General features: G+C 43.0%; 24 protein-coding genes and 2 riboswitches. Of the genes, 3 read left to right on the plus strand and 21 right to left on the minus strand.

Features of this window, described 5'->3' with window-relative positions:
* Window positions 1-160: 160 nt before the first annotated feature.
* The 3 genes from GT589_RS08595 to amrS form a co-directional block, all read right to left on the minus strand.
* A complete protein-coding gene (locus tag GT589_RS08595) occupies window positions 161-469 on the minus strand; it encodes a hypothetical protein (RefSeq protein WP_293398268.1) in 309 nt (102 codons plus the stop codon).
* A gap of 72 nt (window positions 470-541) precedes the next feature.
* Window positions 542-1,984 (minus strand): AmmeMemoRadiSam system protein A, encoded by a 1,443-nt coding sequence (gene amrA / locus GT589_RS08600; protein ID WP_293398269.1) that lies wholly within the window; start codon window positions 1,982-1,984, stop codon window positions 542-544.
* A gap of 14 nt (window positions 1,985-1,998) precedes the next feature.
* Window positions 1,999-2,847, minus strand: coding sequence for an AmmeMemoRadiSam system radical SAM enzyme (amrS, locus tag GT589_RS08605; RefSeq protein ID WP_293398270.1), 849 nt, complete (start codon window positions 2,845-2,847; stop codon window positions 1,999-2,001).
* Between the two features lie 247 nt (window positions 2,848-3,094).
* Here amrS and GT589_RS08610 point away from each other — a divergent pair, with 247 nt between their 5' ends.
* Window positions 3,095-3,463: a PilZ domain-containing protein gene (locus GT589_RS08610; protein WP_293398271.1), complete on the plus strand. Its 369-nt coding sequence runs from the start codon at window positions 3,095-3,097 to the stop codon at window positions 3,461-3,463.
* 112 nt (window positions 3,464-3,575) lie between these two features.
* Here the strand turns inward: GT589_RS08610 and GT589_RS08615 are convergent, their stop codons facing one another.
* The 12 genes from GT589_RS08615 to GT589_RS08670 form a co-directional block, all read right to left on the minus strand.
* On the minus strand, window positions 3,576-4,526 hold the full coding sequence (locus GT589_RS08615; RefSeq protein ID WP_293398272.1) for a pilus assembly protein TadG-related protein: 951 nt from the start codon (window positions 4,524-4,526) through the stop codon (window positions 3,576-3,578).
* A gap of 262 nt (window positions 4,527-4,788) precedes the next feature.
* Window positions 4,789-5,124, minus strand: a complete 336-nt coding sequence (locus tag GT589_RS08620) for a DUF192 domain-containing protein (RefSeq protein WP_293398273.1) — start codon at window positions 5,122-5,124, stop codon at window positions 4,789-4,791.
* A 21-nt stretch (window positions 5,125-5,145) separates the two neighbouring features.
* Window positions 5,146-6,063 carry a type II secretion system F family protein gene (locus GT589_RS08625; RefSeq protein WP_293398274.1) on the minus strand — a complete coding sequence of 306 codons (918 nt, stop codon included), beginning with the start codon at window positions 6,061-6,063 and terminating at the stop codon, window positions 5,146-5,148.
* Between the two features lie 12 nt (window positions 6,064-6,075).
* Entirely contained in the window at window positions 6,076-7,002 is a 927-nt protein-coding gene (locus tag GT589_RS08630) for a type II secretion system F family protein (RefSeq protein ID WP_293398291.1), read from the minus strand.
* A 75-nt stretch (window positions 7,003-7,077) separates the two neighbouring features.
* Window positions 7,078-8,403, minus strand: a complete 1,326-nt coding sequence (locus GT589_RS08635) for a CpaF family protein (protein ID WP_293398275.1) — start codon at window positions 8,401-8,403, stop codon at window positions 7,078-7,080.
* Between the two features lie 33 nt (window positions 8,404-8,436).
* Window positions 8,437-9,624: an AAA family ATPase gene (locus GT589_RS08640; protein WP_293398276.1), complete on the minus strand. Its 1,188-nt coding sequence runs from the start codon at window positions 9,622-9,624 to the stop codon at window positions 8,437-8,439.
* Window positions 9,625-9,648: 24 nt separating this feature from the next.
* Complete coding sequence (gene cpaB, locus GT589_RS08645; protein WP_293398277.1) at window positions 9,649-10,359, minus strand: Flp pilus assembly protein CpaB; 711 nt, start codon at window positions 10,357-10,359, stop codon at window positions 9,649-9,651.
* Window positions 10,360-10,505: 146 nt separating this feature from the next.
* Complete coding sequence (locus GT589_RS08650) at window positions 10,506-10,892, minus strand: TadE family protein (protein ID WP_293398278.1); 387 nt, start codon at window positions 10,890-10,892, stop codon at window positions 10,506-10,508.
* Window positions 10,893-11,141: 249 nt separating this feature from the next.
* Window positions 11,142-11,339, minus strand: a complete 198-nt coding sequence (locus GT589_RS08655; protein ID WP_293398279.1) for a Flp family type IVb pilin — start codon at window positions 11,337-11,339, stop codon at window positions 11,142-11,144.
* Between the two features lie 94 nt (window positions 11,340-11,433).
* Window positions 11,434-11,637: a Flp family type IVb pilin gene (locus tag GT589_RS08660; RefSeq protein ID WP_293398280.1), complete on the minus strand. Its 204-nt coding sequence runs from the start codon at window positions 11,635-11,637 to the stop codon at window positions 11,434-11,436.
* A 321-nt stretch (window positions 11,638-11,958) separates the two neighbouring features.
* Window positions 11,959-12,642, minus strand: coding sequence for a hypothetical protein (locus GT589_RS08665; protein ID WP_293398281.1), 684 nt, complete (start codon window positions 12,640-12,642; stop codon window positions 11,959-11,961).
* 126 nt (window positions 12,643-12,768) lie between these two features.
* Window positions 12,769-13,128: a hypothetical protein gene (locus GT589_RS08670; protein WP_293398282.1), complete on the minus strand. Its 360-nt coding sequence runs from the start codon at window positions 13,126-13,128 to the stop codon at window positions 12,769-12,771.
* A 202-nt stretch (window positions 13,129-13,330) separates the two neighbouring features.
* On the opposite strand from GT589_RS08670, the gene GT589_RS08675 reads away from it, so the two are divergent.
* Window positions 13,331-13,510 (plus strand): hypothetical protein, encoded by a 180-nt coding sequence (locus tag GT589_RS08675; protein WP_293398283.1) that lies wholly within the window; start codon window positions 13,331-13,333, stop codon window positions 13,508-13,510.
* Between the two features lie 112 nt (window positions 13,511-13,622).
* Here GT589_RS08675 and GT589_RS08680 read toward each other — a convergent pair whose 3' ends face one another.
* From GT589_RS08680 to GT589_RS08705, 6 genes are all read right to left on the minus strand, one after another.
* A complete protein-coding gene (locus GT589_RS08680; protein WP_293398284.1) occupies window positions 13,623-15,362 on the minus strand; it encodes a Na+/H+ antiporter NhaC family protein in 1,740 nt (579 codons plus the stop codon).
* A gap of 141 nt (window positions 15,363-15,503) precedes the next feature.
* A riboswitch (Lysine riboswitch) is annotated at window positions 15,504-15,673 on the minus strand.
* A 78-nt stretch (window positions 15,674-15,751) separates the two neighbouring features.
* On the minus strand, window positions 15,752-16,213 hold the full coding sequence (gene ribH, locus GT589_RS08685; protein ID WP_293398285.1) for a 6,7-dimethyl-8-ribityllumazine synthase: 462 nt from the start codon (window positions 16,211-16,213) through the stop codon (window positions 15,752-15,754).
* 59 nt (window positions 16,214-16,272) lie between these two features.
* Entirely contained in the window at window positions 16,273-17,466 is a 1,194-nt protein-coding gene (locus GT589_RS08690) for a bifunctional 3,4-dihydroxy-2-butanone-4-phosphate synthase/GTP cyclohydrolase II (protein ID WP_293398286.1), read from the minus strand.
* A gap of 19 nt (window positions 17,467-17,485) precedes the next feature.
* Complete coding sequence (locus GT589_RS08695) at window positions 17,486-18,139, minus strand: riboflavin synthase (protein ID WP_293398287.1); 654 nt, start codon at window positions 18,137-18,139, stop codon at window positions 17,486-17,488.
* The gene (gene ribD / locus GT589_RS08700; RefSeq protein WP_293398288.1) at window positions 18,124-19,242 is read right to left on the minus strand and encodes a bifunctional diaminohydroxyphosphoribosylaminopyrimidine deaminase/5-amino-6-(5-phosphoribosylamino)uracil reductase RibD; all 1,119 of its coding nucleotides are present in this window, start codon (window positions 19,240-19,242) and stop codon (window positions 18,124-18,126) included. Before ribD ends, GT589_RS08695 begins: the two co-directional genes overlap by 16 nt.
* 158 nt (window positions 19,243-19,400) lie before the next feature.
* Window positions 19,401-19,520, minus strand: a riboswitch (FMN riboswitch).
* A 73-nt stretch (window positions 19,521-19,593) separates the two neighbouring features.
* Window positions 19,594-19,881 carry a hypothetical protein gene (locus GT589_RS08705; protein ID WP_293398289.1) on the minus strand — a complete coding sequence of 96 codons (288 nt, stop codon included), beginning with the start codon at window positions 19,879-19,881 and terminating at the stop codon, window positions 19,594-19,596.
* 140 nt (window positions 19,882-20,021) lie between these two features.
* Between GT589_RS08705 and GT589_RS08710 the strand changes: the two genes are divergently transcribed.
* Window positions 20,022-21,311: a CoA-disulfide reductase gene (locus GT589_RS08710; protein WP_293398290.1), complete on the plus strand. Its 1,290-nt coding sequence runs from the start codon at window positions 20,022-20,024 to the stop codon at window positions 21,309-21,311.
* Window positions 21,312-21,391: the final 80 nt, after the last annotated feature.

The following is a 21,391-nucleotide window of genomic DNA, read 5'->3' on the forward strand; positions in this document are numbered from 1 at the left end:
TTTTTTCCGCCTTCACCATTCATGTATGCATCTACAATTTTTTTCTTGAATTCATAATTATATTTTGCCATAAAAAACCGACCTCCAATTGTTAGATTTTTAGGTCTAACTTTTGGGGGTCGCTTCAATTGCAGCAGCCGTTTTTTTATTCAAAAATACCCTATGCTATGTCATCATCCTTGATTTGAGCCTCTATAAAACTGTCGATAAGCGTTTCAACGCTCATGTTATGGGAGCGACAAAAATCTCGAAGATTCTGGGCCTTTTCAAGTTCAACTCGTATTTTTATCTGTTTTTTTGGATTTATGGTTTCAATTTTTTCCAAAAGTAGTATCGGCTTATTTGCCAGCACATAATTTATATAATCCAGTATTTCATGCTTGGGTTTTCTTGATTTCTGCCTGCATAGAGTTTTGAATTTTTTCAGGCTTTCCTGGTCTATTTCTATCAGCAATTCTTCCTTTTTCATGGCAATCCCCCGCGCCTATCTGTATAAGAATATAATAATCCATATTCAAATTATCCAAATATTTGTTATTGATTATTTGACTTCATGTCTTTCAACTTCAAATCTGTATATCTCGCATTCCTCAGTTTCATCTATATCGGCTTTTCTCTTGACTACTTCCAGCTGCTTTTCAACAGAATCAATGCCGTCCAGATTCGGAAGAAGAAGGGCCCTTTTATGCCCCGCTTCTACGACGACTCCATATCTCGATGAATCAAGTTCGCCTTCTGAAGCGACTTTTTCGAGACTCCCAAGCACATCCACCTTGATTTCTATTGAATCAACTTCGTCACCCCTTAGAGGGGCAAATCGAGAATCATTCGTTGCTGCACTTATGGCGTTGGCTACTATCTCTTCTGCCACATTTCCTCTGACAGAGTTTATTGTCCCTATGCAGCCCCTCAGGTTGCCATTTTTATGGATTGATACAAACACTCCTGCTCTTTTAACTTCCATTCCATCTACAAGCTCACTACGTCCTGAAAATACTGATTTTTTTATCTCATGCCAGCTAAGCTTTTTACCTTCCAAGGCCCACTTTTCTATGGCTTCCCGCGCTGTCTTGATATAGGCGTCTTCGCTTTCTTTCATCTCTCTATAGTGGTCTAAGCTCTTTTTTTTTAACTTTTCAAGTATGCTTTCGGTATTGCCCAGCTTGACTTCTATGAACGCTGTCATGTATCCAACTCCGAAAGGCCCCTCATGCGAATACACCGTAGGCTCAGTCACCATTGAATCTACGCATCCAAGAGCCATAACAATAGACCTTAGGCCGCACTCACCTGCCGGCTCAGATATCTTCGCCGGCATGCTGACTATCGACTCGTAGTCTCCTTTTCTTATGGCTTCAACAAGCATCTCGTCGAACACTGGTCCCATGGCGTTGTATGAATACGGCCCATCATCCTTTAGCCTGTGCGAGAGATCTCCGCTTGCAACTATAACAGTATTCCTTCCGGTCTCTTCAACTGCATCCCTCAATGCCATTCCCGCCTTGTACATGTCCATAAGATCCAGCATTCCTATTGTTATGTGGGTTATTTTATAGTTGCTGAAAACCTTATCGATGTAATACATGGGGACTATGCAGCCATGGTCGAGTTCTACTCTCACTCCGTACAAGTGCGCCCTGTTTTCATTCAGAAATATGCTCGGAATCCCTTTTTCATCGAAGCATTGCCTTATCGCATCTTTCAGCTGTATATCGACATTCTTTTCATATTTTAAGTCTGGTCTTCCAAACTGACCAAGGCTTCCGGAAACCCTTTCTTCGTCAAGCACGCATAATCCGTCTGAGAATGCATTACCGTGGGGAGTAATGAATATTATGGTTTCAGGCTTTTTTCTCTCGATATTGTCTGCAAGCTTTTTCATTCCTTCTATCGTATTTATCGCTCCGTGCTCCTCACCTTTGCCTATCTCGGGTATTATTATAGGCGGGTGCGGTGACATTACAATTCCTTTTATAAACGTCATATCCATTCTCCTTATCAAAATATGTTTCCAAGATGGACGTGGGTTAAGTATTTCTTTGCCTTCTCGTGCATTTTTTTCATGAAATCAATGTCTGTTGGCGGCTCGTGGTATTTATAGCACGGAAAATAGCGTGTAAGATGCAGCGGAATATTTTTATCTACACCAGCAAGCCATTCGAATATTTCAGTCAACTCTTCCTCAGTATCGTTCATGCCTGTAACAATCAGTGTTGTCACTTCAACATGACTTTTTCTACTTGCAAGCTTAATTGTCTCAAGAACCGGCTCCAGCCTCCCGCCGCATATCTTCCTGTAGGTGTCGTCACTAAAAGTTTTGAGGTCTATATTGAAGGCGTCCATGTAGCCTAGCAGCTCCTCCAGGGGCTCCCTTTCTATGAAGCCGTTGGTGACCATTATGTTTTTAAGACCCTTTGCTTTGGCAAACCTTGCTGTTTCAAGCATGAACTCGTAAAATACAGTGGGCTCGTTGTATGTGTAGGCTATTGAGGGGAAACCCTCTCTAATTGCCATGTCCACAATGTCCTCGGGAGTCCGCTCGAGCAGAAAGCTTGGCTGCTCCTGGGCTATCTCATAGTTCTGGCAAAAGCGGCATGCGAAGTTGCAGCCATAACTGCCTAGCGATAAAGTTCTTGTTCCAGGCATGAAATGGTATAATGGCTTTTTCTCAACCGGATCGTCGTTTATAGCTGTAAGCTTGCCGTAATTGAGCGTATACAACTTGCCCCCGATGTTTTTCCTGACCCCGCATATACCGGTCTTACCTTCAAGTATCCTGCAGTGGTGGGCGCAGAGCCGGCATTCTATATGGTCATCCAATATTTTATAATACATTGCTTCTTTCATAATTCAGCGGACCCCTTTCTTAAATTGAAATTAAAAACATTTTAACGAAATCGTTTCACAAAGCCTGACGGGGGGTATTTAACCAATAGCCTCAAATTTTATTTGTCTTATATGATATATATCCATAACTGTGTTAAACACGCATATAGCCAACTAAATTCATCATTTTCATGTCATTTATATCAACATATTACTATTAAAAATATAAAAGTTTGTGCTCTTGCAAACCAGGGGGGAATAGATAATTATGAATCCGCATTTATTGAGACACCATGCCAGGGTCAGGCATGAGGACAAGACCATGTGCTGGAGATACTATGACGAAAAGGAGCTCATAGAGCTTGAAAATCCGCTTGAGCTTTACATAGTAGATATATCGGCAGGCGGCGTAGGCGTCAAATCCTTCAACACCATATCGAAGGGGAATATTTTGATTTTCGAGCTTCCTTTCGGCCTGAGTACATACAAGGTGATGGGCAAGGTCATGTGGGTAGACAAAAGAGAAGACTGCTACAGAGGCGGACTTGAATTTGTAAGCCTGCCGTTCAGCCTGAAGGAATCACTTATTGAGCTTTCTAAGCTCGGGGAAGAAGCTCCACTTGTTGAAAATTATTAGCCATTATAAATGCAAAAAAATGGGAGATTTTTTCATCCTCCCATTTTTTTATCTTCAATGATATTTATATTTCTCGATACCCTCATATACGGATACATATATAAAAATTACCTTATTCAATAAGCTTGACTGTCTCCAATCCCCAATCTTCAAGTGAATCCTTCTGTTCATCTGACCAAGTCGTATCATATAAAAAATTAGCAGTAATATAACCTTGATTATCGACAGACTTCAAATATATAGCCGCAAAGCCTATAACCTCTTTAGTTTGCGCATCTATTTTTGGAATTAACACTACACGCGAATTTCCTATTTTCGCTTTTGTATAATCACCCTCTGTATCTCCTGATTCTGTCATAAGAGCATTTATAACGTTCTTTACGTTCATATTACCTGGCCCATCCATAATAAAGTCGCCGATTTTGACGATGCCATCGTACCCATTTGTTATATTATCCTTATACACATCTGCTGAGTTAGCATTCTGGTCACCAAAAGCTACAACCCCATAATACCCTTGAGAACCTCCGCCACCGCCAACTTTCAAAACAAACTCTTGGCCGTACGTATATATATAATCCACCCATTCAGAAGTTGGTTCTTTCTTCGTTCCCCCCTCCACCTCATATTGATTCTTCAACGCCCAAGGTCGCAAACCTGAAATACCAGTTGAACTGTCAATCTTTTGTGCTACCGCGCGCGCATCTACATCTGTATTTGTATATCCCAAAAATTTTGCAAAAGCATACTGTACATTTTTTGTGCATACAACTTCGATTTTGGTTGGGTCGTCATTAAAAGATGGATCTACTTCCTTAATTGACGCTCCATTTTTCCCAGCATAACTATCTGCTTTTTCTATAGCATCTTCTTCATTCGGCAAATACTGCGCCCCGGCCAATGCCGCAGCATCAGCCGCATTTTGAACGTCTGACTTTGCTTTAGCCACCATCCCAACATCTACGGCTATAGCTGCAAAACCCATTAAAGCCATTATTGATAAGGCAAATATTACCAATGCTTGACCATTTCTATTTTTAACTATTCTTAGAATCTTATGCATTTTAACACTTCCTTTCCATTGTGAAATTCGGATTCAACAATAAATTAAACTGGATTTTCAGTGTGTTCGTTTTTGATATTTCAACTAAAATATTAGAATGCTGTTTTATCTTTTTGATCAATCTTACTTTATTTTTACCCTTTTTAAATATTCTTAATAAGAAAATTCCACCAATTATGAGGACCAGTTATATCAAAAAAACAATTTTTAATGCAAAAAAGATAGGCATTTTATGCGCGCTTCCGCCACTGCCTATCCCAGATCATTTATTGATAATTGCAAGTTTACTTCCAACTTCCAAATCTTTCATAGAAGAAAATCTCGAATCAGCCTCTATTACGCTGTATGCACCCTTCACAGGCATAACAAGCTTGCCGGGCCTTAAGTCTTCAACAATTTTGAGCACACGCAAATCCTTGTCGACAAAGGCGACGTCTATGTCGAATTTCATGAAAAATGTGTGTATGCTGCTGCACGGGGTTATAACGAGACATTCTCCCTCAGAAAGACCTCTAATCCCCATGAGACCACGAAGTCTTTTAAAAAATGACTTTGCAAGTCTCGCTCTACTAAACAATACAATTTCTTTATCTTCCATTTTTATTTTCATCTCTTCACCTTAGAGCAACGAATTCTTTATCTGTATTAACGCCGGTCCGAGTATGACTACGAAGAGTCCAGGAAAAACAAAGAAAACAAGAGGTATAACCATTTTTATCGGAGCCTTCATCGCCAGTTCTTCCGCTCTTTGCTTTCTCTTTGTCCTTATCTGACCAGCCTGTATTCTAAGCACCCTTCCTATGCTCACCCCGAGCTGCTCAGCCTGTATTATTGCAGATATGAACACTCTCACGTCATCCGCATCGCACCTCTGGGCCATGTTCTTGAGAGCGTCCCTTCTTGTCTTGCCTAACTGAACCTCAGACATTACTTTTTCAAATTCCTTTGCAATATCATTCTTGCTCTTTTCTACGAGCTTGGCTACAGCGCTGTCAAACGAAAGTCCCGACTCCACGCTTACAGTAAGAATGTCGAGAGCGTCAGGAAGCTGTCTTGTAAGAACCTTGCCCCTGTTCCTAATATAGTAATCCAATAACATATTTGGAAGCAGCCATGCAACCGCAAAGGAACATATAACAAGCAGCACTTTCATAGCAATTGCATAGTCACTGTTAACCATAAGGAAAACTGCCAAGATAGGAATTATAGCAGCAAAAACTATTCTAATTACTATCCAGCCTGTGGCCCCAATGCCATAAGGCTCTCCAGCTCTCTCAGCCTTGAGCTCAAGCTGCTCGAATATTCCTTTAGGAGTCTTCTTTGAAACCTCGTTTTTAAGCTTCTTTTGAAAGGGAACAAACAGCCTTTCCTTAAATGGAAGCTGTCTTACATCGGCCACATTATCCTCTTCACCATAAAGCTGCTCCACGACTCCCAGCCTTCTTTTTATGCTAATAGTGGGGGCAAGCACGGCATTTATAGCTAAATACAAAAAAAATGATATTCCCAAGCTCGACACTGCAAAAGTCCAATCCATATGCCACCCTCCTTAGTACTTGACATCAGTTATACGTTTAATAATCACAAAACCTATAATTTGTCCCATGAGAGCCATTCCTATTAGATACTGTCCCAGTCTGTCGCTTATTAGAGTTTTCATATGCTCAGGATTTATAAAGCTTATGATGACAGCGAATCCAAAGGGCAACAACGCAATTATAAGCCCGGAAAGCCTTGCCTGACTCGTTAGAACCTTCACCTCACCCTTCAGCTTAATCCTGTCGCGGATTGTGGATGATATGTTGTCGAGTATCTCAGCCAGATTGCCCCCTATCTGCCTATGGATAAGGACCGAGGTTACCATCAAGTCAAGGTCATCCGTATGTGACCTCTTCAACATATTATCGAGAGCCTTTTCCATTCCTCCACCAACTTGTATCTCCTTAATAACCTTTCCAAATTCCGTTGAAATAGGCTTTGGCATCTCCCTTGCAACTGTATCCATGGCTTGAAGAAAGCTGTAGCCTGCCCTTAGTGTTCCCGCCATCATTGTAAGGGCGTCACCGAGCTGTTTGTCAAGGTTCTCGATTCTTTTTCTCCTTTTAACTCTTATCAGAAGTACTATGGCTGCTACAACAAGCGCTCCGGTAACAGCTCCCCCGAGGATGCTAGATGTGGCTGCATAACCAAGATATGTCGATAGCAAAACAAGAAAAACCGAACCTGCGACAAACTCTTCCACAGTAAGCAAAATTTCCGCATTTTCAAGTTTTCTGTCCAGAGCGTCTCTTTGATTTCTCAGATACCCTAATTTTTCAGTACCCTTCTCGAATTTTTTCAAATAATCCTTAAACTCTGATGTAGTTAAAATGGGTTTTCTAAAATCATTCCCATCCAAATCTGCGTAATTGCCCTTTTGAAGATATTTACCAAGCCGCTTTACAGGCTTTTTATAACCCGTTGCATCTATCAACATCTTGAACAAGAGAACAGTTGACAGAAAAACATATATCAATAAAAAATATAACATCACATCACCCCCGCCAACGGATTATCTGAAAATGTCCTCGTTTATCTTGATGTTGGCTTCCTTTATTTTATCCAGCACCTTAGGTTTTATTCCGGTGCTTACAAGCTCGCCTCTTATTCTTCCCCTTGAATCCCTGCCTTCGTTTTTGAACTTGAATATCTCCTGTAGTGTTATAACCTCGTTTTCCATGCCCTGTATCTCCATTATGCTTACTATCTTCCTGCTTCCATCCCTTAGCCTGGCTTGATGCACTATGATGTCAATGGCCGAGGCTATCTGCTCCCTTACAGCTTTTAGAGGCAGGTCCATTCCCGCCATGAGCACCATGGTCTCGAGCCTGGCCAGCATGTCCCGTGGAGAGTTGGCGTGGCCTGTAGTTATGGAACCGTCGTGGCCTGTATTCATAGCCTGAAGCATGTCCAGGGCTTCCCCGGAACGAACCTCGCCTACTACTATCCTGTCTGGCCTCATCCTGAGGGCATTCCTTACAAGGTCCCTTATGACGATGGCTCCCTTGCCTTCGATGTTCGGAGGCCTGGACTCCAGCCTGACAACGTGGTCCTGGTGGAGCTGGAGCTCCGCGGCGTCCTCTATAGTGACGATCCTCTCGTCAGGCGGTATGAAGGAAGACACCACGTTAAGCGTGGTTGTTTTTCCGCTTCCGGTTCCTCCCGATATTAGCATGTTGAGCCTGCTTTCTACGCAAACTCTCAAGAATTCAGCTATTTGGGGACTCATTGTTCCAAAGCCTATAAGGTCTGTAACAGTAAACGGGTCCTCGGCAAATTTTCTTATTGTAAGGACGGGGCCATTTAGGGCCAAGGGAGGAATTATCGCATTTATCCTCGAACCATCTGGAAGCCTTGCATCCACCATTGGAGAAGACTCATCCACCCTTCTTCCAAGGGGAGTCACTATTTTCTCGATGACGTGCATTAGCTGTGCATCATTTCTGAACCTGACCTTTGTTTTCTCGATCTTTCCCTCTATTTCCACATAAACGAAGTTGGCACCATTCACCATTACCTCAGTTACCATTGGGTCGTTTATAAGGTCCGTAATGGGACCATAGCCCACTATCTCATTCATGGTTTTGGTTATTATTACTTCCTTTTCGCTTTTGGTGTAGAAGACATTGTCTTCCTCAATTATTTCGTCAAGTATCAAAATAATCTTTTCCCGAAGCTCGCTGTCATTGAGCTTCTTTTTCTCAGTCGCCTTTATAAGCCTGCCTTGAATCTTATCTATTATCTGGTAAGTCTCTTCCGAGACCTCCAACTCCTCATCTTCTTTATCTATTTCAGCCTCATAAGCCTTTCCCCTATTAAGTCTGTCCATAAGACCCATAAAGCCTCACCTCCAAAATAAATTTCTTGAAAATTACTTGCCTTGTATTATAAAATCCGAGATTTCTGATATCTTTTTCGCTATCGGTTTCCTTGAATTATTGAGCATGAAAGGGGCTCCTGTATTTATAGACGATATGGCTATTGCATCGTCCATCGGTATCACATTGAGAATACTCTTCTTGGCTGTCTTCTCAAGATCTTTTATGCTTATACCGTGTTTTTTGCTGTACCTATTGAGTATTAGATTAACCTTGTTGTCCTCGTAATTCAGTTTTTTCATGATGTCGAGTCCTACCCTGGAGCTTTTTACCGACGGCAGGTCAAGAGTAGTAACAAAGAGAATATGGTTTGACATGTCAAGGGCTGTCAAATTGACTTCCTTGAACGAAGGGCCTGTATCTATGACAATATAGTCATAGTTTCTGGCCAAAATGTAGATTATCTTCTCCAGACTGTTACTTGTGATATATTCGGCCTGTTCAGGGCTTATAGGCGCAGGAAGTACACTGAGACCTGAGCTGTGATGTACTAGATACTCTTGAAGTGTATCCTTGTCGATTCCATTCATGTCCTTTACCATGTCCACAATCGTTCTTTTGGGATATAGATCGAGCATCAGGGCTATGTCACCAGACATTAGGTCAAGATCTACGAGCGCCACCTTTTTCTTTGTTTTGCCGGCTATGGAAACCGCAAGGTTTATAGCTATAAGGCTCTTGCCCACCCCGCCCTTAGTGCTGAAAAGAGTTACAATTTTAGACTCAGTAGGCAATCTGAAATCATATGCCTCTTTTTCTTCATTTTTTTCACCTGCTTCAGCTTTAAGGGCCTCTCTTCTGCTCTTGTCAAGCTCGTACAGACTCTTGATAGTATCTACAAGAGAGTTTACGGTAAAAGGCTTAACCAAGAAGTCCCTCGCTCCCGATGCCATGGCCCTTTTTACATAGGTCTTGTTTTTTTCTGTAAATACCATAACAACAAGAACATTAGGATCGTTATTCAGCAAGTGCCTTACAGCCTCCATTGCATCAAGGCCCTCTATTTCGGCATCGAGCAGAACTACATCAGGCTTAATAATCTTTGCCATTTCAACAACCCTGTCACCCGTTTCCACTTTGCCTACTATTTCAATTCCGCCTTCGCTTTTCAAAATATGATTAAAGCTCCTATCAGGTTCGTATGTGCTGTCAGCAATCAGCAGCTTAATGGTATCTCCCATGCTAAGTCCCCCCACAAATTCAAATTATCTATTGGTTATATCCATTCTGGTTATACCGTTAGTTTCCTGTATATCCTTGTCGTCTGGATTTCTTAGAACAAGATGGACTTTTCCATAGTCCTGTGCAAACACTATCTTTTCAGCATCCCAAACGTTAACAGCAACGGTTATCCTTCTACTGCTTTCACTGCCCTTACCTACAATTGGCTCTTTGCCAATCTCAAAATCCTTGTCGACAGCAAGAACTATAACATTCTGAAGCATATCCTTTGCAACATCCTTGTATACATCCTCCGCTCCGAAATATGTAATCAAGTCAACGTAGTCACCCGGCCTTATTAGGTCAGCCACACCAGTAACCGAATCCACATTTAGAGTGACAGCTCTTTGATTTTTGGGAATGTTATACGAGAAGTAGCTTTTTTCCAGATTACCCACCCTGTCCCGAATGAGTTGCTCGCCTTGCGCTATATTATCTATTGCATACTTTCCGACTACCACATCACTTTCCGTATAGGCGCCTTTAGCTATCAGTTCATCCTTTATGCCTTTCTTATCTACCATCTCAGGCGTTATCTTTGTCTTTGCAGGAATATCAGCCGTTGCAACCCAAATCTTGGTGAATTTAGTTTCATCATTTTTGGATATGATCTGGTCAATATACTTATATACCGCAAATGTTGTTATCAAACCTAGCAAAATCGAAAAAAGTATCATTTTTTTGTCAGTTTTCAATGCCATCCCCCCATATCATGTCTGTTTTTTATAAATAAAATTGATTTCGAATCAATTTTATATCTTCCCCAACTATTGCAAGTTTTAATTTATCTGTCCTGAATTTATTCTCAAAATGCATTTCCAATTTTTTAAAATTGTTCATTTCAATTTTCAACCATCATTGAAATACTTTGTGTTATTGCTATATTTTCACCTCCTAAAATCTGTCCCGCTAATGTTATCACCTTGTAATTTTTAGTTGCCACAGCCTTGACTTCTTCACCTATTACCCTTGAGTCACCTGGTTCTGGATAACCTATGGTTATATTCACTGAAAATTTTTCTTCTATATCAGCTATTATGCTGCCTAATTCCTCTTCGTCGCTTTTGACCGCTGCAACTCTAACGGCTTCTCTAGCGGCATTAGTTGTGACCATATTCGCATTAATGTATAGCCCTATTTCAATTATCATCATTGCTATAAGTAAAACTATTGGTATAATTATTCCCATTTCGACTAACGTCTGTCCTTTTTTTTCTCTTAATATCATATTCATCACTCACCCATATTAATATTTAATAAAAATTGTACTATTTTTTAGCCTTTGTCCTTTTTAGATATTAATACCCAAATTAAGAGAAAACATTGAAAGCCAGTTAAATTTATTCAAATTCATTGTTTCATACAGCTTTATATAAAAAAATCCTAATCTTTAACCAATAACCACAAAAGCCTTGCCTTATTAATAAGGCAAGGCTTTTGTGGTTAAATTCCTTAATTACATATGCAAATAAATTAGTTAAGGCGAAATGCCAAATTTTAATTTTATACCATCAACTATCACATTAAACCCTGCAGCAACTCCATCGTTATAAAGTACCATAGCCACTACAACAAGCGTCGCAATAACCATCACAATTATTTCATACTCAATAAGCCCTTGTCCGCTTTCTTCTTTTTCGAATCTGCAAAACCCACTTTTTCTAGTTTCAATCATACTGTAACCCCTTTTCTCATTCTAGAAACCTAGGGTTATGTGACTCACGAAGCACCTACAACAACAATTATATCTTTTCTTTTGATAATATTTTTTACTCCGCACTACCCAAAATTGATTGTATATCAGTAATTAGATTGTCGAATGCACCGTCTACACCGTCTTTAAAATTACCCATCACTAATATTACCAATACAGCTATTAACGCTACTATTAATCCGTACTCTACCAAACCCTGTCCTCTTTCATCCTTGAGGTTACACCTAACCATTAAATACTCCATCCAATTTCTCATCATGACAATTCCCCTCCCTCTATTAATTTCATTGTTAATAAAATCCCATTCTATGATAATATTTAGCTCTTTCTAGAATATATACCTTGATTAATCTAAATCCGTTTTAACTTTTATTGATTTGTATATTTGATTTATACCACCGTTATTCGTTTCTAATCATTTTTTTTAATAATTTTTTAATAATTTTTTAATAATTTCAAAGAGTTGCATTTTCACTTATTGGAGCCATGTATTTCCAACGCTTCCATCTTAGTTTTTGTTAGTAGATATATACCTTCCAAATTAGAACTTTAATCATCTTTTTATGAAAATTATAAAAATTTATGTTGACTTTTTGTAAATTCCAAACTCAGCAAAGTAAATGTCGTAGAGCCTTGTTATTGGCATAATCACGGTTATGTTTCTATTCTTCATTTTCGGATTCATTGTCTCATAATCGATGTCATAGTAACCTTCCTCTTCAAACCAACTGTAGAATTCAGCCAATCTTATAAACACATCCTTCAGCGGATGGCGGCAGTTGGCGTTGATGTATTTTAAAACCTTCTCCTTGAGCTCTTTTTCATCCCTTGCATATATCCTGGCACCTCTTTGATGTCTCATAGATTCCCTGTCAAGTTCCTGAAGCAGCTTGCAGTATGAGTACCAGTCATCGCTTTCTATTCCCTCTTTCCTTATGTACTCATAGCCGCTTTTCGCCTTCCAGATTTCCTCATATATTCTCTGTATCGGATAAATCATAATCTTAGACGCCAGCTTGCTGCTTTGTATGTAATCGTAGTAGCCCAGCTTCTCGAATGTATAATTCCTCTCAGGCTTTAGGGCTTCCTTAAGCCTTTCCGGAATACCCTCAGGATATTTCTTCTGCACATGCTCAAGCACTTTCTCGAGAAGCTCTTCCTGGCTGCTGGCGTATACTTTGGAAAAGGCATAGTCGTATCTGTTGCCGGGATCACATTCCCTCATGAAGCTTTCGTATTCTTCCCATGTTATGTTCTTTTTCACAGTTCCTCCTCCTTATTTTTCATGGTACGTTAAAAGCGGCGAAATCTCTTCCGCCGCTCTTTCTTGAGTGTATTATATTCATTTATTTTTTCATTACAGTTTATAGTTTTATTTGTTTCCCCGTATTCATTGCCTAAGCTCTCTTCTGCTCTTTGTCGGCACGTATACCCTGCAGTTGTCGAGTATTCTGTCTACGACATTTACAAGCGTTGTCTTGAGTTCCTCGCTTATGCTGTCGGATGCCATTACAGCACTGCACACTTCCCTTACCTTGTCTTCGTCCTCTGAAGGTATAAGCAGCCTTCTCTTTTCGAGATGGCGTATATATTTTCTCACTGCCTCGTCTGTGTATCCGTTTTCAAATTCGCTCTGGGCCTTTGACAGCTCCTCGCTTTCCTTTTCAAAGCTGAATGAGCCTGCTATTGAAAGTACAAGGAATAATGTTATTACTAAAAATGCTGCTCCGATTAATATTGTACCAATCATAAGGCACCTCCATTCCCATAAGTAATATATTTATACACGAAAATCAGCCTTCTTAAACAGCTTATTCCAATATTATTTGACTCGCCATTATAGTGAGTATTCAACACCTCTGGAAATGTTTTTGAAAAAGCTTGTAAATCCTGATTTTCTTGCATATAATTAAGTTATGCAATCATTATTTTTTTATCAAGGAGCGTTTTTGATGAGAATAGAGGATGACAAGTTTATCGTGGATGATCCGGAAGAACAAAAGATAATCTACTGGGCATTGGCGGAATACTCCAGCACTTTCCACAAGGACAACAAGGCAGCTTCAAAACTTCTTAATTCCATGCGCGACTACATGAAAGACAAGCTCTTCACAGATTATCCATGCAAGTAATATGCTCGGCGGCCTCTAAATCAGGCCGTTTTTTATTTTTTGCAAAGCTAAAAGGGGACAGAACCTCTGTCATCAAACTATGACCTAGGTTCTGTCCCCTGTATGGATATATCTATACCGCCTCTTCGACTTCCGCTTCTTCGATAGCTAGGTCTTTAACCGACTTGCCAAAGAAGTATACTACGGCTCCGACTACTGCTATTGAAGCTGGCAGGACTATTGCTATTGGAACTCCCAGACCTGCTGGTATATAGCCGCAAAGAATTGTTATTGCAGCAACTGTAAGCGAGTAAACCATCTGTGTCCTTGTGTGCTCTATGTGGTCGCAAGCGGAGCCCATTGAAGAAAGTATTGTCGTGTCTGATATTGGAGAGCAGTGGTCTCCGAATATCGCTCCTGTAAGTACTGCTCCTGCGCTCATTACAACGTATGAGTTTTCAGGGTTTATTGCAAGCGCTAGAGGCACTGCAAGCGGCATTAGTATGCCCATTGTGCCGTATGAAGTTCCTGTTGCAAAAGATATTATTGAGCCTAGTATGAATATGACTGTTGGAAGCAGGAATGCAGGCATTGCATCAGACAGAACTGAAACCAGGAATTTGGCTGTTCCAAGCTCCTTTATTACGCTTGAAAGCGACCATGCCAGCAGGAGTATTACACCTGTTATTACAAGCGACTTCATTCCTTGTATCCATGTTTCTATTGCTTCTGATATTGTGAATATCTTCTTTCCAACTCCCATTGCCATCGCCACTATACTTCCTATAAGCGCAGCCTGGAAAAGCACTATACTTGCATCAGAAGCACCGAAGGTCTCTCTTATCGCATAGAATGAGAATGGACTTTGCTTTATTGCAACTATTACTGCGGCATCCTCCTGGAGCGCCATGTAGCCGTTGTAGTAGAAGCCTGCGAAAGCTGATACCATGAGCACCCCTATAGGTATTATTGCATTCCACACGCTCAGCTTTATTCCGTGTGCAGGCTCAAGTCCTGTTGCTTCTTCCGAAACCATTGGCTTCGCCCCGTCCGGAAGCACCTTGCCAGTCTTTCTGGCTCTCTTTTCGGCATGGTACATCGGTCCGAATTCCTTTAGGAATATTGCTGTAAAGAATATGAACAGAAGTATCAGTATGTTGTAGAATCTGAATGGTATTGTCTGTATGAAAACTCCGTATGCATTTACTGTCTGTCCTACCGAGTCGTAAGCATCCTTTATAAGGCTCAGCTCGTAGCCGATCCATGTTGATATGAGGGCAATACCAGATATAGGCGCAGCTGTGGCGTCTATTATGAAGGAAAGCTTCTCCCTTGAAACCCTCATCTTGTCTGTGACAGGCCTCATTATAGGTCCAACTATGAGCGAGTTGGCGTAGTCATCAAAGAATACAAGCAGTCCGAGAATCCATGTGATTATCTGAGCGCTCATTGGGGTTTTAGCTCTCTTTGCAAGAGCCTCTGCAACTGCCTTGGCTCCGCCCATCTTAGAAACAAGAGCTATTAGACCGCCTATTGTAAGACACTGGAGAAGTATTCCTGCATTCCAGCTGTCAGCCATCGAGCCTAGTATCTTGTCTATTAGCATCATGAACCCGTTGAAAAACGCTCCTATTACATTTGAATCGTTAAGCCCCAGCATGAATACTCCTGAAAACACTCCCAGGAACAGTGAGAAAACGACATTCTTTGTTATAAAAGCCAGCGCTATGGCAACAAGCGGCGGTATTATCGTCCATATACCGAACTTGTCGGAGTTGACCTGGGCAATGTCGACTTCTGCTGCAAATGCACTGCCTGAAAGTACGATAACGAATAATGCCGTAAGCAGCAGTGATAGTCTGAATCTTTTCATTATAAATCCTCCTCGTTAGTTATTCACAAAAAACCAGATTCCAAATAAAAAATCCCCTGAAAGCCTATTCAGGGGATCTAGAACGCACATTCACACAACTCTACCCGGAGATTTCCTTTCGGAAACCCGGCGTGCCTTCTGATTCTTAATAGCTCTCCACTCTTGCGTGACAGTCCTGCACATATTCTATGCAGTCCCAATGCATGGCCTTTAAGCGTAGGCCGTGCATTTCGGCAACACTTCCTTTCCCATGACCTCATTGTGCTTACCTCAGCCATAGTACTCTTAAATGCTGCGCCTCTATTCTTGAATCTCAGTTTAATGTTGTAATCATTATTACGTCCATTATATTATATATATAATAATTTTGTCAATTCATACAGGATTTTTTATAGCTTGTCTATAAGATTGGCCATCTCTATAGCGGTCATGGCTGCATCCCAACCTTTGTTGCCCGCCTTTGTGCCTGCTCTTTCTATTGCCTGCTCTATATTTTCGGTTGTAACAACGCCAAAAGCCACAGGTATTTCCTTCTCAAGCGACACGCTGGCAACTCCCTTTGAAACCTCGCTGCACACATAGTCGTAGTGCGAAGTGGCGCCTCTTATTACTGCGCCAAGGGCTATTATTGCATCATATTTGCCTGTTGAAGCCAGCTTCTTGCAGGCAAGAGGTATCTCGAATGCCCCCGGAACCCATACAAGCTCTATGTTGTCGTCTTCCGCCTCGTGTCTTTTCAGACAGTCTACAGCGCCGCCTATGAGCTTTGAAGTTATGAATTCGTTGAATCTCGATGCCACTATTGCAAATTTTTTGTCCCTTGCCAAGAGTTTTCCTTCATAGATGTTCATTTTGTTACCTCCGCAGTTTTATTTTTTATATTTGTTTCTTCATTATTCCTATATTCTCGCTAAAGCTTTTCCAGTATGTGGCCCATCTTGTCTTTTTTTGTCTTGAGGTACGCGACGTTATGCTCGCAGGTGCCCACCTCAATCCTTTCAGCTTTTTCAACGCTTATGCCGAATCTGGCCATTGAGTCTATCTTGTCGGGATTGTTTGTCATGAGTATTATGCTGCTTACGCCAAGGTCCTTGAGTATTGCACATGCTTGGCTGTACTCCCTTTCATCCTCTTCAAAGCCCAGAGCCAGGTTGGCTTCTACTGTGTCCATGCCCTTGTCCTGGAGCTCATAAGCTCTTATCTTGTTGAGAAGGCCTATTCCCCGGCCCTCCTGCCTGAGGTATATGAGGACGCCGCAACCGTATTCGTCAATCCTTTTCATAGCTGTCCTCAGTTGGTTGCCGCAGTCGCATCTTAGCGAGCCCAGAACGTCTCCTGTAAGGCATTCAGAGTGGACCCTCACAAGCGGAGTCTTCGATGAGAGGTCTCCCTTCACGAGAGCCACATGCTCCTTGCCTGTTACATAGTCCTCATAGCCAAATATTTCAAAAAGGCCGTGCTCTGTAGGCATGCTTGCAGTCCCGGTCCTTGTTACTATCATCTCGTTGATTTTCCTGTATTCCACAAGGCTTTCTATTGTAAGTATCTTCATGTCGAACTTCTTTGCAAGCTCGAAGAGGTCCTTTTGCCTCGCCATTGTGCCGTCATCGTTTATTATCTCGCATATAACTCCGGCTTCCTCGAAACCTGCAAGCCTTGAAAGGTCAACTGCCGCCTCGGTGTGGCCCATCCTCTCGAGCACTCCCTTGTCCTTTGCAACAAGCGGGAATATATGACCTGGCGATGTGAAGTCGGTCGGCCTTGAATCCGGATCCACCATCTTCTGTATGGTGTTTGCCCTTTCATATGCAGATATTCCTGTCGTGCAGTCGACATGGTCTATTGAAACTGTGAAGGCCGTCTCTTTCCGGTCGGTGTTCGTCTTGACCATACCTTCCAGGCCGAGCCTTCGAGCTATCTCCCTGCTAACGGGAGCGCATACTAGCCCTCTTCCATGTTTTATCATGAAGTTGATTGCCTCGGGAGTCGTAACCTCTGCCGGCAGAAAAAAGTCTCCCTCATTCTCCCTGTCCTCGTCGTCGACAACTATTATTATCTTGCCTTCCCTTATGTCGCTGAGTGCCTCTTCAACAGTGCAAAACATATTTTTTACCTCCCAAAGTCTATAAGAATCCGTTTTCAGCCAGAAAATTCGCTGTCAGGTTTGATTTCTTTGCGGCTTCGTCGCTTTTGAAACCCATAAGCCTCTCCACGTACTTGCCTATTATGTCGCCCTCTAGGTTGACGCTGTCGCCTGCCGATTTAAAGCTCAGCACGGTGTTTGAAAGCGTGTGCGGTATTATTGAAACCTGGAAGGAATCCCTCTCGAGTCCGCATATTGTAAGGCTTATCCCGTCTATTGTCACAGAGCCCTTCATTACAGTATACTTGGCTACGCTCTCGGGCATGTCTATGGTGAATATCTTTGAAATCCCGTTGTCCTGTATGGATTTTATTGTGCCTACGCCGTCTATGTGGCCGGAGACTATGTGGCCTCCGAATCTGCCTCCCGCGAGCATGGCTCTTTCGAGGTTGACGCTCTCGTTCGTCTTGAGCTTGCCGAGCGTGCTTATCCTCAGCGTCTCGTGCATTACGTCTGCTGCAAAGTGCGCGTTTGAATGCTCCACCACCGTCAGGCAAACTCCGTTTGTGCATATGCTGTCCCCGAGTTTTACATCCTCGAGCACCTTGCTGGCCTTTATGTGCAGCTGCACTCCCTTGTCTTTTTTTACAATCTTCTCGACTCTTCCGAGCTCCTCGACTATTCCGGTAAACATAAGCGCCCTCCCTTAATGTAGCCCTGCACAAGTATGTCGCGGCCGACGCTTTCGGCCCATATGCCTTCGAGCTTTATCGCTTCACTCATGAGCGAAGGCGGGCTTCCCGCCGTCCACGACGGCGAGCTCGCTCCCGTTAGGATCTTGGGAGCCATGAACATCATCACCTTGTCGACAAGGCCCGCCCTTAGAAAGCTCGTGTTCACTCTGGCTCCGGCCTCTACGAGCACGCTGTCGAAGCCTCTTTCCGCCAGATTTGCCATAAGCGCCTTTACGTCCACGCCGTTTTCTGATTTTGGAAGCACGAGTACCTGGGCTCCGCTGCGCCTTATCGTCTCGACTTTTTCACCGCCGGCATCCTCAGTCACGCACACCAGCGTATTGCCCGGCTCATTTGTCAGGAGCTTCGAGCCAAGCGGCAGCCTTGCCTTGCTGTCAAGCACTACCCTTAGTGGATTTTTCCAATCTCCCTCCAGCCTGACATTGAGCATCGGGTCATCTTTTATTACAGTCTCCACACCCGTTACGAGGCATGAGGCATTGGCCCTTACCCTGTGGACTAGCTTTCTTGACTCCTCGCTCGTTATCCACTTGGAATCGCCTGTAACCGTGCAGGTTCTGCCGTCCATAGTCACGGCCGTTTTGAGTATCACGAAGGGCTCGCCTTTGCTTATGTGCTTTATGAAAATCTCATTGAGCCTTCTTGATTCTTCTTCCCGCACTCCGGTTTCGACTTCGATTCCTGCGTCGAGCAGCTGCTTTATCCCGCCTCCTTGCACCTTCGGGTTCGGATCCCTCATGCCCACCACAACCCTCTTGAGGCCGCTTTTTATTATAAGCTCGCTGCAGGGGGGCGTCTTTCCGTAGTGGCAGCAGGGCTCGAGGTTGACGTAAAGAGTGGCGCCGCGCGAGCTCTCTCCCGCGTCCCATATGGCGTTGACCTCCGCATGAGGCTGGCCGTATTTTTCGTGATAGCCTCTGCCTACTATCTGGCCGTCTTTAACTATGACGCAGCCCACAAGAGGGTTGGGACTTGTATGTCCCCAGCCTCTTTCTGCAAGCTCTAGCGCCATTTTCATGTATGCTTCATCTATGCTTTTCAAAACAGCACCGCCTTTTACTTGTTTTGGCTATTTTTGAATACAAAAAACCCGAAGAATCATTCTTCGGGCGGCAGTTTGCGCAAGCTTTGTTAAAATAAAAACCCTGAAGCAGGCTTCAGGGGAAAATACAATTCTTAATTGCATGTGCGCATCACAATATATTGCTTCTCCCATCCAGACTCTAACTGTCGGCACTGGAATTACACCAGTTCAGCCTTTTTCCAAGGCTCGCGGGCTATACCGCCGGTAGGGAATTTCACCCCTCCCCGAAGAAAATATTCGTCTATTAAGTTATGCTACATTGTAATTTTACAGCATTTGCCGCGCTGTGTCAACAAACTGAATGCAGTGCTACGCGCCCGAAGCCTCTGATGCTTTTTCTTCTTCCCTTATTAGCTCCTTAAGCTTTTCCACGTATGTATCCTTCTTTGTTTCCATGACGCTCTTCAGGTCTTCGCACGTTATTTCGTAGTCATTTGTTATGTCGATGTCCTCGTTTGGGTTAACGCACTTAAGAACTATGTGCGCTTTTGGATAGCTTGTGGCAAATTTCTCGACCCTCTCGCCCATCTCGTCCATTTTTTCGATATTGCTGAGAATCTGTCTCACGTCTTTAGCCTTATCTATGATGTTGCTCATTTTTTTCGCCTCCCAAGTCGCATATTTACAACAATTATATCATCTTTAAATGCAGTTGAGGAGTAATTTGTTTGGCTTAAATGGGTAAATATTTAGGAGAAGCAGTTGTTTTGAAATCAATATGATGAAGAGGTGGTCACATGAGCGGTGAAAAGATAGTGATACTTGGGGGCAACGCAGCGGGCATGAGCGTGGCTTCAAAGGCTGCAAGGATGGATAGCAGCCTTGACATTACAGTATACCAAAGCGGCGATGTCGTTTCATACGCCCCCTGCGGGCTCCCATATTACGTGGGCGGCCTTGTGGCTGACAAGGCTTCGCTGGTAGCGCGCACGCCCGAGAAGTTCCAGGCAGACTCCGGCATCAACATAAGGCTCAATTGCCGGGCCGTCAAGGTCATTCCCCAGTCAAGAAAGGTGCTCATACAGGATGAAGCCTCAGGCTATGTGATTGAGGACTGGTACGACAAACTCGTCATAGCGGTAGGGGCAAAGCCTGTGTTCCCGGATTTCCTGGGCAAGGGCCTTGAGAATGTCTTCACAGTCACCAAAATAGATGACGCGGTTAAAATAAGAAAGGCGCTCGAATCCGGAGATATTGAAGACATAGTGATAGCAGGCAGCGGCTATATCGGCCTTGAGATGCTTGAAAACTTCATTAAGCTGGGCAAAAGGGTCAGGGTTATAGACCGGAATGCCCATGTGCTCTCAACTTTTGAGAGCGAAATCAGCGAACTTATAGAAGCGGAGATAGGCAAGTATGACAAGGTGACTCTTAGCATGGGCGAGAGCTTTGAGCAGATAATGGGAGCTTCCAGGGTGGAAGCGGTAAAGACGGACAAGGGCACATACAAGGCCGACATGCTGATTATGGCTCTCGGCATACGCCCCAATACAGAGTTCCTGCGCGATACGGGCATAGACATGCTTCCAAACGGAGCCATAGAAATAGATAGGAAAATGCGGACAAGCCTCAAGGACATATACGCAGCAGGAGACTGCGCAGGCGTATACCACAGGCTTCTTGGAGACAACCAGTATATAGCCCTTGGAACGGTCGCCAACAAGCAGGGCCGGATACTAGGCGAGAACCTTGCCGGTGGCTCGAGGGAATTCCCTGGAGTCGTAGGCTCTGTTGTCACAAGGATAATGGATCTGACAATAGCGAGGACAGGCATAGGCGAACAGGCTGCCAGGGAAAACGGCTTTAATGTTGGCAGCAATTTCATAAAGGCCAAAAACCATGCCGGCTACTATCCGGGCGTAAGCACAATATACATCAAGCTCATATATGATCTTGACACCGAAAGGCTTCTTGGCGCCCAGCTCGCAGGCGAAAGCGGAGTCGCTCTGAGGGCCGACGTATTCGCCACTGCGATACATGGAGACCGTTTCATAGTTTGTGTAAACCTTCAAACTGATGTAGAATAAAATCAGTTTGGAGGTTTTTTATTATGGGAAGAAGAAACGAGAGTCCAGAAAAGAAAAGAAGAAGAGCGCTTATAGGGGAA

This window comes from Peptoclostridium sp. (assembly GCF_009881055.1).
Lineage (GTDB): Bacteria > Bacillota > Clostridia > Peptostreptococcales > Peptostreptococcaceae > Peptoclostridium_A.

What these genes read in the sequence shown, in the direction of transcription:
- GT589_RS08595 (WP_293398268.1), bottom strand. Translation starts at nt 469, where the DNA reads ATGAAAAAGGAAGAATTGCTGATAGAAATAGACCAGGAAAGCCTGAAA.
- amrA (WP_293398269.1), bottom strand. Translation starts at nt 1,984, where the DNA reads ATGACGTTTATAAAAGGAATTGTAATGTCACCGCACCCGCCTATAATA.
- amrS (WP_293398270.1), bottom strand. Translation starts at nt 2,847, where the DNA reads ATGAAAGAAGCAATGTATTATAAAATATTGGATGACCATATAGAATGC.
- GT589_RS08610 (WP_293398271.1), top strand. Translation starts at nt 3,095, where the DNA reads ATGAATCCGCATTTATTGAGACACCATGCCAGGGTCAGGCATGAGGAC.
- GT589_RS08615 (WP_293398272.1), bottom strand. Translation starts at nt 4,526, where the DNA reads ATGCATAAGATTCTAAGAATAGTTAAAAATAGAAATGGTCAAGCATTG.
- GT589_RS08620 (WP_293398273.1), bottom strand. Translation starts at nt 5,124, where the DNA reads ATGGAAGATAAAGAAATTGTATTGTTTAGTAGAGCGAGACTTGCAAAG.
- GT589_RS08625 (WP_293398274.1), bottom strand. Translation starts at nt 6,063, where the DNA reads ATGGATTGGACTTTTGCAGTGTCGAGCTTGGGAATATCATTTTTTTTG.
- GT589_RS08630 (WP_293398291.1), bottom strand. Translation starts at nt 7,002, where the DNA reads ATGTTGATAGATGCAACGGGTTATAAAAAGCCTGTAAAGCGGCTTGGT.
- GT589_RS08635 (WP_293398275.1), bottom strand. Translation starts at nt 8,403, where the DNA reads ATGGGTCTTATGGACAGACTTAATAGGGGAAAGGCTTATGAGGCTGAA.
- GT589_RS08640 (WP_293398276.1), bottom strand. Translation starts at nt 9,624, where the DNA reads ATGGGAGATACCATTAAGCTGCTGATTGCTGACAGCACATACGAACCT.
- GT589_RS08650 (WP_293398278.1), bottom strand. Translation starts at nt 10,892, where the DNA reads ATGATATTAAGAGAAAAAAAAGGACAGACGTTAGTCGAAATGGGAATA.
- GT589_RS08655 (WP_293398279.1), bottom strand. Translation starts at nt 11,339, where the DNA reads ATGATTGAAACTAGAAAAAGTGGGTTTTGCAGATTCGAAAAAGAAGAA.
- GT589_RS08660 (WP_293398280.1), bottom strand. Translation starts at nt 11,637, where the DNA reads ATGATGAGAAATTGGATGGAGTATTTAATGGTTAGGTGTAACCTCAAG.
- GT589_RS08670 (WP_293398282.1), bottom strand. Translation starts at nt 13,128, where the DNA reads ATGATTGGTACAATATTAATCGGAGCAGCATTTTTAGTAATAACATTA.
- GT589_RS08675 (WP_293398283.1), top strand. Translation starts at nt 13,331, where the DNA reads ATGAGAATAGAGGATGACAAGTTTATCGTGGATGATCCGGAAGAACAA.
- GT589_RS08680 (WP_293398284.1), bottom strand. Translation starts at nt 15,362, where the DNA reads ATGAAAAGATTCAGACTATCACTGCTGCTTACGGCATTATTCGTTATC.
- ribH (WP_293398285.1), bottom strand. Translation starts at nt 16,213, where the DNA reads ATGAACATCTATGAAGGAAAACTCTTGGCAAGGGACAAAAAATTTGCA.
- GT589_RS08690 (WP_293398286.1), bottom strand. Translation starts at nt 17,466, where the DNA reads ATGTTTTGCACTGTTGAAGAGGCACTCAGCGACATAAGGGAAGGCAAG.
- GT589_RS08695 (WP_293398287.1), bottom strand. Translation starts at nt 18,139, where the DNA reads ATGTTTACCGGAATAGTCGAGGAGCTCGGAAGAGTCGAGAAGATTGTA.
- GT589_RS08705 (WP_293398289.1), bottom strand. Translation starts at nt 19,881, where the DNA reads ATGAGCAACATCATAGATAAGGCTAAAGACGTGAGACAGATTCTCAGC.
- GT589_RS08710 (WP_293398290.1), top strand. Translation starts at nt 20,022, where the DNA reads ATGAGCGGTGAAAAGATAGTGATACTTGGGGGCAACGCAGCGGGCATG.